Origin of the sequence: Microbacterium sp. (genome assembly GCF_029263575.1) — a bacterium.
Lineage (GTDB): Bacteria > Actinomycetota > Actinomycetes > Actinomycetales > Microbacteriaceae > Microbacterium.
Map to the genome: position 1 here is coordinate 1 of NZ_JAJUFV010000154.1, position 6621 is coordinate 6621.

Consider the following 6621-nt stretch of genomic DNA (forward strand, 5'->3'; position numbering starts at 1 on the left):
AGATCGCGCTCGCCCCGGCGATCCCCGTGCTGATCGTGCAGGCCTCAGAAGACGACGTCACCCCGGCGGCGAACGCCGAGTCGCTGCAGGCCACGGCGCCCGAGCGCGCCAGCATCAAACGTGTCGAGGGCGCCGGTCACCTCTTCCCGGCCACGCACGCCATCGAGACGGCCGTCATTATCGAGGAATACCTCGACTGGGACTAGTCACCCAGCATCAGGATCCTCGCGAGGTGGATTCAGCTGCGCCGCGGCCGCACGGAAATGGTCGGGATCACCGGTCTGCAGCGCGTAAAGGCCGTACTCCACCGCGGACGTCGACAACAGCTCAGCGCAGTGTTCTGCGAGCAAGGGCGACACGCGCCCGCCGCGGTCCACATACCGTTGAACGGTCGCGTCGAACGCCTTCGGCGAGACGCTGGAGTGGTGGAAGACGAAGTCTCGTGCCGGATCGCTGACCATCGCTGTCGTCCAATCGAGCACCGCCACGATCTCGGTATCGACCATCAGCTGGTGTGCCGGATAGAGTTCGCCGTGCGTGAAGGTGGTCCATTCAGGCCAGTACCGATCATCGTCCAGCCAGGCACGCCAGCGTTCGCGGAGGTTGGCAGCGACTTCGAACTCGCCGTCGACCTGAGCGATGTCTGCGCGCTTGCGCTCGCGAACTTCCCCGGGCGTGTACACCTCGATGCCGGACGAATCGACGACGCTCCTGTCGACGGCGTGCAGTTCGGCGAGAAGGTCGCCCAACGCATCGGCATACCCCTTCGCTTCGACGTCGAAATGCCAGTGCGGCCGCCCCTGAGCATCGATGGTGAGCCCGGGGTCACCGGGGAGCAGGGGATAGGCGATGAGCTCATCGGAGTGGATTCGCCAGTTCGGAACGGCGACGCTCAGGTGACCGGCGATGCTCTCCAGAAGTCGGCCCTCCACCGCGGCGCGCGCCATGACGTCCGGTCGCCGCGGGATCCGCAGCACCCACGATTCTCCGTCGGATGCTTCGGCGATGGCCACCCGAAAGTCCAACCCCAGTTCGTTGATCGCGATCGTGTCGGGTGCGATGTCGAGCCCATGTTTCGCAGCAAGTCCGCGGATGGATGCGATATCGGCCGGTGCGCTGTTGTCCATATCTCCACTCTCTCGGATGCATTCACCACGCACAACGTCAGTCGCTGTCGCGCGGCTTTCTGCGGCTGAGTTTCGTGACAGCGCGCTGGCGCTTGCTTGCGAGTCGTCGATGCTGTGATCCCTTTGTGGGCCGCGTCGGCCGCCGTTCGACACGGGGCGCAACGGCGTCGCGCAACAGCGTGGCAAGGCGCGCCCTCGCGGCGGCGCGGTTCTGTCGCTGCGAGCGTTGCTCACTGGCGCTGATCGTGAGCACCGTGCCAGACAGCCTGGTCGTCAGGCGTTCGATGACGCGCCGCCGCTGTGGCGGGGTGAGCGCTGTCGTCGTACCCAGATCAATGCTCAGCTGCACGCGGGAATCGGTCGTATTGACTCCCTGACCGCCGGGGCCCGAGGCGCGAGAGAACTGCTCGACGATCTCGCTCGCCGGCACTCTCAGGCCGTGCGGGGCGCCGGGGCCGGCCGGCACGTACAGGTCATCCACACATCCAGTCTTGCGTACTCACGAGAATGCGCGGGCAGTGAAACCGAGGCGGCCGACGATATCGAGGATCGGTGCGACGTTCGCGATCGGCACGACCACGAGCGGATAGGCATCCGAGTCCTCTTCCAGAAAGACGATGCGCAGATCGTGCGGTGCCAGGATGCTGTCGGCCCGAACGATCGCCGCGGCGAGGTCGCCGTCGACGTCTCCGACCTCGTCGATGTCGACACCGGCGGCGAAGATACGCGGCACCTGGGGGAGCGCGTCGGCGAGCTCCATGCCGGTGTCGTCGACGTCGAGATAGGCGAGCGCGCCCGCATCATCGAGGCCGTCGATGAGTGCCGCCCATGCGTCGCCGCCCTCGCTGACTGCGAGACGCACCGACTGCACCAACTTGTGATCGTCATCGATGAGTGCGCAGAGGCGAAGCCAGTCATCCATGTTCGTCATCTCGCTCTCCTCGATCGTCGGTCCCGCGCTCCTCGAACGGTTCGCTCTCTTCCCTCAGCCGAGGCTCGGTGCGAAGCTCGGGTCGCAGGCCGGATTTGTCCGCGAAGAATGCGCGGATGCGATCCATGTCGGATGCGACGTCGCCGGTCAGCGCGAACGTCGGGCCGAGACCTGTCGTCATGGTGGTGCGATCAACGAACCCGAGCGTCACCGGCAACTGCGCCTCACGAGCGATGCGGTAGAAGCCCGATTTCCAGTATTCGTTCTGACCTCGCGTGCCGTCGGGCGTGACCACCAGAGCGAAGACCTCCCCGGAACGAGTCTGCTGCACGACCTCAGAGACCACGCGTCCGGCATCCGATCGATCAACCGGAATACCGCCCAGCGCACGCATGATCGGCCCGCGCCAGCCGCGAAACAGGCTCTTCTTGCCCAGCCAGTGCACATCGACGTCGAGGCGCCACGCGATCGCCAGCATGAGGACGAAGTCCCAGTTCGAGGTGTGCGGCGCGCCGACGAGAATGGTCGGCTGCTGCGGGGCGCCCGCACCGGTGAGCGTCCATCGGCTGAAGAGCCAGAACACCCGCGCAAGAGAACGTCGAATCACTTCTCAACCGTAGCGTTCGGCAGGCAAGAAAGAAGGGGCGTCGAGAGTGTGAGCACTCGACGCCCCTCTTCGTAAGGCTTTATGACGGTTGCGGCAGAATCGTGAAACTGACCGCACCCGCTTCGTCGACCCCGGCATCGAGCACCTTGTCAGAAAGCGCTTCGGCCGCGTTAGCCTCCAGAAAGACACGACTGGCGTCTCCCTCGATGACCACATCGGCTTCTTCTGGAGCGGCGACGACCTGAACAGCGAAGCGCGCTTCGCCACCTGGTCCCTGCCCCTCCGCTGTCTGGATGCGCAGCCCAGCCTCAGCGCTGGCATCCTCTCGGCCGACGATCGTGGTGACGACGGCATCTGCATTCTCGGTGAGGGTGAGCATGTGCTCTCCTTCCGGTTTGCGGACATGGCCCAGACGGAACATGTCCGGGCCACGATTCCGCAGGAGCGCGTCCACTGCAACCCTGGGGCCTGATTCAGATGAACTTCTCATCTCGCGCTCGCCGCATCAGGACGGGGAGGAAGAGCCACATGGCGACGACGAGCAGAACCCCGGTTCCCAGCACGATCCCGGCGGCCGTTCTGTTGACGACGAAGTCGACGACCAACGCCACGACCCCGACGCTGAGCGCGCCCACGACCGCAAGATCGACCTTCACGATGCGTGATGCGAGGCGAACCAGATGCGCCTTACGACGCTCGCCGAACAGCATCCGATGCATGCCCACCGGCGTCAGCGCCAGGATGGTCGCCAACGCGGCGAGGATGACCAACACGATGTACAGGACGCGCTGTACATCGTCGAGCTCGGTGAATCGTGGCTGAAAGGCCACGGCGAGCAGAAAGCCAGCCAGCACCTGGGTGCCGGTCTGCATCACGCGCAACTCCTGCATGAGCTCTTCCCAGTTTCGGTCGGCGCGCTCGTTCAGCGTCTCATCTCGACCGTCGGGGTTCGCGTCGGGCACATCACTCATGATCTGAGTGTTTCGTCATCGCGTGACCCTGTCCAGCCCGGGTGAGGCCCGAGCATGAAACGCGGCGTACCATGGAGGCATGAGCACTTCGCAGACTTCTGAGCAGATTGCGGATCCCGCGCCCGAGAACACAGAGACATCGTCGCCGCTCAACCTTCTGGGCGACGAGAGCGCCGGTGGATGCTGCGGCGGCAGTTCCTGCTGCGCTGCCCCCGGCGAGTAAGTCGCCCCCGCCGAACCGAGCCGATGCCGTAGGCGGTCAGTGACCGCTGTGCGCCTGCTCGTCGAGATCGTCAGCGGGCTTGCGGACGAATGGGCTCAACGCGACCGCGATCAGCGAGATGAACGCGCCGATGAGGAAAGCCGTTCGTGCGCCCGGCGCACCGGCGACCGCCGTCGACAGCCCCTCCTGCTCGCCCGCGTGCAGGATCGCTGAGTACGTCACCGTCAGCAGGGCGACCCCTGCCGCTCCGGCCACCTGTTGAATCGTGTTCAGCGCGGCAGAGCCGTGCGAGTACAGGTGCCGCTGCAGCGAACCCAGTGACGCGGAGAACAGCGGGGTGAACGACATCGCGAGGCCCACCGAGATCACGGTCTGCGCGATCATCAGCATCCACCACACGGTGTGCTCACCGACGGTCGAGTAGAAGAAGAGCGCGGCCGACACCATGATCGTTCCCGGAACGAGCAGTGTGCGCGTGCCTCGCGCGTCGTAGACGCGACCCATCACGGGGCCCAGCAGGCCCATGAGCACCGAACCGGGCAGCAGGATCAGGCCCGACTGGAAGGCATCGAGACCGGCGACGTTCTGCAGGTACTGAGGCAGCAGCACGAGGGTGCCGAACATCGACAGGGCGAGGATGCCCATCACGATCACACCGATCGTGTAGTTGCCGGAGCGGAACACGCGCAGATCGAGCAGGGCGTCATCGACGCGCTGCAGCACGAGCTGGCGCCAGATGAACACGGCTAGGGCGATCGCGCCCACGATGAGCGAGACGATGCCGATCGTGGCGCCGCCCGATTCGGCTTCGCCGCCGAACTGACTGAGGCCGAAGACCACACCGCCGAATCCGAAGGCCGACAGCACGATCGAGAGCACGTCGATGGGGGCGTTCGTCGTCTCGCCGAGGTTGGTCATCCATTTCGCGCCCATCGCCAGCGCGATGATCGCGATCGGCAGCACGATGGCGAACAGAACGCGCCAGTTGAATGCCTCGAGCACCGCGCCGGCCAGAGTCGGGCCGATCGCGGGGGCCAGCGAGATGACCAGGCCGACGCGGCCCATCATGCGCCCACGCGAGCGCGGGGGCACGACGTTCATGATCGTCGTCATCAGCAGCGGCATCATGATGCCCGTGCCACCGGCTTGAATCACGCGGCCGGCCAGCAGCACCTCGAACCCGGGCGCCACCAGGGCGATGAGAGTTCCGATGCTGAACGAGGTCATCGCGGCGATGAAGACCTGACGTGTGGTGAAGCGCTGCAGCAGGAAGCCGGTCGTGGGAATCACGATCGCCATCGTGAGCATGAACGCACTGGTCAGCCACTGGCCGAGCTCCGGCGGGATGCCGAGGTCATCATTGAGGTGCGGGATGGCGATGCCCATCGTCGTCTCGTTGAGAATCGCGACGAAGGCGGCGACGAGCAGCAACCAGATCACGCGCATGTCTGCGGGCGAGATCACGGGGGACGGTTTCACGGTGGGAATCGAGTCGGTCGGAGTGGGGGCGGTCAAAGCATCTCCTCAGAAAGCTGGTGCGAATGGCCACCGACGAAACCGACAGATCCGGCATCCGTGCGTGGACGACGTACCAGCCTAACTCTTGTTCGACCGCGCATATTCCCGGAGAGCAGAAGTTTTTCTCGGAGATAGGCTGACCGCATGAGCATGGGCCCAGGTCGTGGCGGTGGATTCCGCGGCGTCGATGAAGCAGCGCAGAAGAAGCTGAACGCGCAGGCACCGAAGATTCCCCGCCTGGGCTCCCGCGTCGTCGCGCTGTTTCGCCCCTATCGCGGGCGCATCATCATCACCGGCGTCCTCGTCGTGCTCGGGGCAGGAATCGCCGTCATTCCGCCCCTGATCGTGCAGCGGATCTTCGACGATGCGCTGTTTCCGATCGACGGCGGCGCACCCGAGCTCGGCCTGCTTATCCGGCTCGTGCTCGCCATGATCGGTCTGTTCCTGCTGTCTGCCGTGATCGGGGTGGGGCAGACCTGGCTCACCGCGACCGTCGGCAACAGCGTGACCGGTGATCTGCGTGTGCGCTTGTTCGAGCATCTGCAGGCGATGGAGCTGGGATTCTTCACACGCACCAAGACAGGCGTGATCCAATCTCGTCTGCAGAATGATGTCGGCGGCGTCTCGGGTGTGCTGACGAATACGGTCACGAGCATCCTCGGCAACGTCGTCACCGTGATCGCGTCGCTCGTGGCGATGATTCTGATCGACTGGCGCCTGACGATCATCGCTGTCGTGCTCATGCCCTTTCTCATCGTCGTCCAGCGCAAGGTCGGTCAGGTGCGTGCGCGCATCGCAGGCGAGACGCAGGAATCGCTCAGTGAGCTGACCGCGATCACGCAAGAGACTTTGAGCGTGTCCGGCATGCTGCTGTCGAAGTCGTTCAATCGTCAGCGCACCGAATCCGAGCGCTATCAGGGCGAGAACCGCAACCAGGTGAAGTTGCAGGTGCGCCGGGCGATGAGCGGTCAGGGCTTCTTCGCGGTCGTGCAGGTGCTGATGTCTTCCGTCCCGGCGGTGATCTATCTCGTCGCGGGATATCTGGTCGCCGGCGGCGCCGGCGCGATCACCGCCGGCACCGTCGTCGCGTTCACGACGGTGCAGGCACGGTTGCTGCAGCCGTTGATGGGTCTCATGCGCGTCTCGCTCGATCTGCAGACCTCGACGGCGCTGTTCGCGCGCATCTTCGAGTACCTTGATCTGGTTCCCGAGATCGCCGACGCACCCGATGCGATCACGGTCGC

The 6621-nt window shown here is 65.0% G+C and carries 10 protein-coding genes; 3 read left to right on the plus strand and 7 right to left on the minus strand.

Translation table 11 applies throughout. The features are described from left to right. Positions 1-206, plus strand: a 206-nt coding sequence (locus Q1J95_RS13095) for an alpha/beta hydrolase (RefSeq protein ID WP_300268249.1), incomplete at its 5' end; no start/stop codon positions are given. Here Q1J95_RS13095 and Q1J95_RS13100 read toward each other — a convergent pair. The 6 genes from Q1J95_RS13100 to Q1J95_RS13125 all read right to left on the minus strand — a co-directional run bounded on the left by Q1J95_RS13100 (position 207) and on the right by Q1J95_RS13125 (position 3636). Next, positions 207-1127, minus strand: coding sequence for a macrolide 2'-phosphotransferase (locus Q1J95_RS13100; RefSeq protein ID WP_300268250.1), 921 nt, complete (start codon positions 1125-1127; stop codon positions 207-209). A 37-nt stretch (positions 1128-1164) separates the two neighbouring features. Beyond that, entirely contained in the window at positions 1165-1608 is a 444-nt protein-coding gene (gene arfB / locus Q1J95_RS13105) for an alternative ribosome rescue aminoacyl-tRNA hydrolase ArfB (protein WP_300268252.1), read from the minus strand. An 18-nt stretch (positions 1609-1626) separates the two neighbouring features. Continuing rightward, positions 1627-2058 carry a hypothetical protein gene (locus Q1J95_RS13110; protein WP_300268254.1) on the minus strand — a complete coding sequence of 144 codons (432 nt, stop codon included), beginning with the start codon at positions 2056-2058 and terminating at the stop codon, positions 1627-1629. Next, positions 2042-2665 (minus strand): 1-acyl-sn-glycerol-3-phosphate acyltransferase, encoded by a 624-nt coding sequence (locus Q1J95_RS13115; protein WP_300268256.1) that lies wholly within the window; start codon positions 2663-2665, stop codon positions 2042-2044. The genes Q1J95_RS13110 and Q1J95_RS13115 overlap by 17 nt, the downstream gene beginning before the upstream one ends. A 79-nt stretch (positions 2666-2744) precedes the next feature. After that, on the minus strand, positions 2745-3044 hold the full coding sequence (locus Q1J95_RS13120; protein WP_300268258.1) for a Fe-S cluster assembly protein HesB: 300 nt from the start codon (positions 3042-3044) through the stop codon (positions 2745-2747). Between the two features lie 94 nt (positions 3045-3138). Continuing rightward, entirely contained in the window at positions 3139-3636 is a 498-nt protein-coding gene (locus Q1J95_RS13125; protein ID WP_300268260.1) for a DUF6328 family protein, read from the minus strand. A gap of 79 nt (positions 3637-3715) precedes the next feature. On the opposite strand from Q1J95_RS13125, the gene Q1J95_RS13130 reads away from it, so the two are divergent. Continuing rightward, a complete protein-coding gene (locus Q1J95_RS13130) occupies positions 3716-3859 on the plus strand; it encodes a hypothetical protein (RefSeq protein WP_300268263.1) in 144 nt (47 codons plus the stop codon). 36 nt (positions 3860-3895) lie between these two features. Here the strand turns inward: Q1J95_RS13130 and Q1J95_RS13135 are convergent, their stop codons facing one another. Continuing rightward, positions 3896-5305 carry an MDR family MFS transporter gene (locus Q1J95_RS13135; protein WP_300268267.1) on the minus strand — a complete coding sequence of 470 codons (1410 nt, stop codon included), beginning with the start codon at positions 5303-5305 and terminating at the stop codon, positions 3896-3898. Between the two features lie 216 nt (positions 5306-5521). On the opposite strand from Q1J95_RS13135, the gene Q1J95_RS13140 reads away from it, so the two are divergent. Continuing rightward, on the plus strand, positions 5522-6621 hold a 1100-nt coding region (locus tag Q1J95_RS13140; protein ID WP_300268265.1), incomplete at its 3' end, for an ABC transporter ATP-binding protein.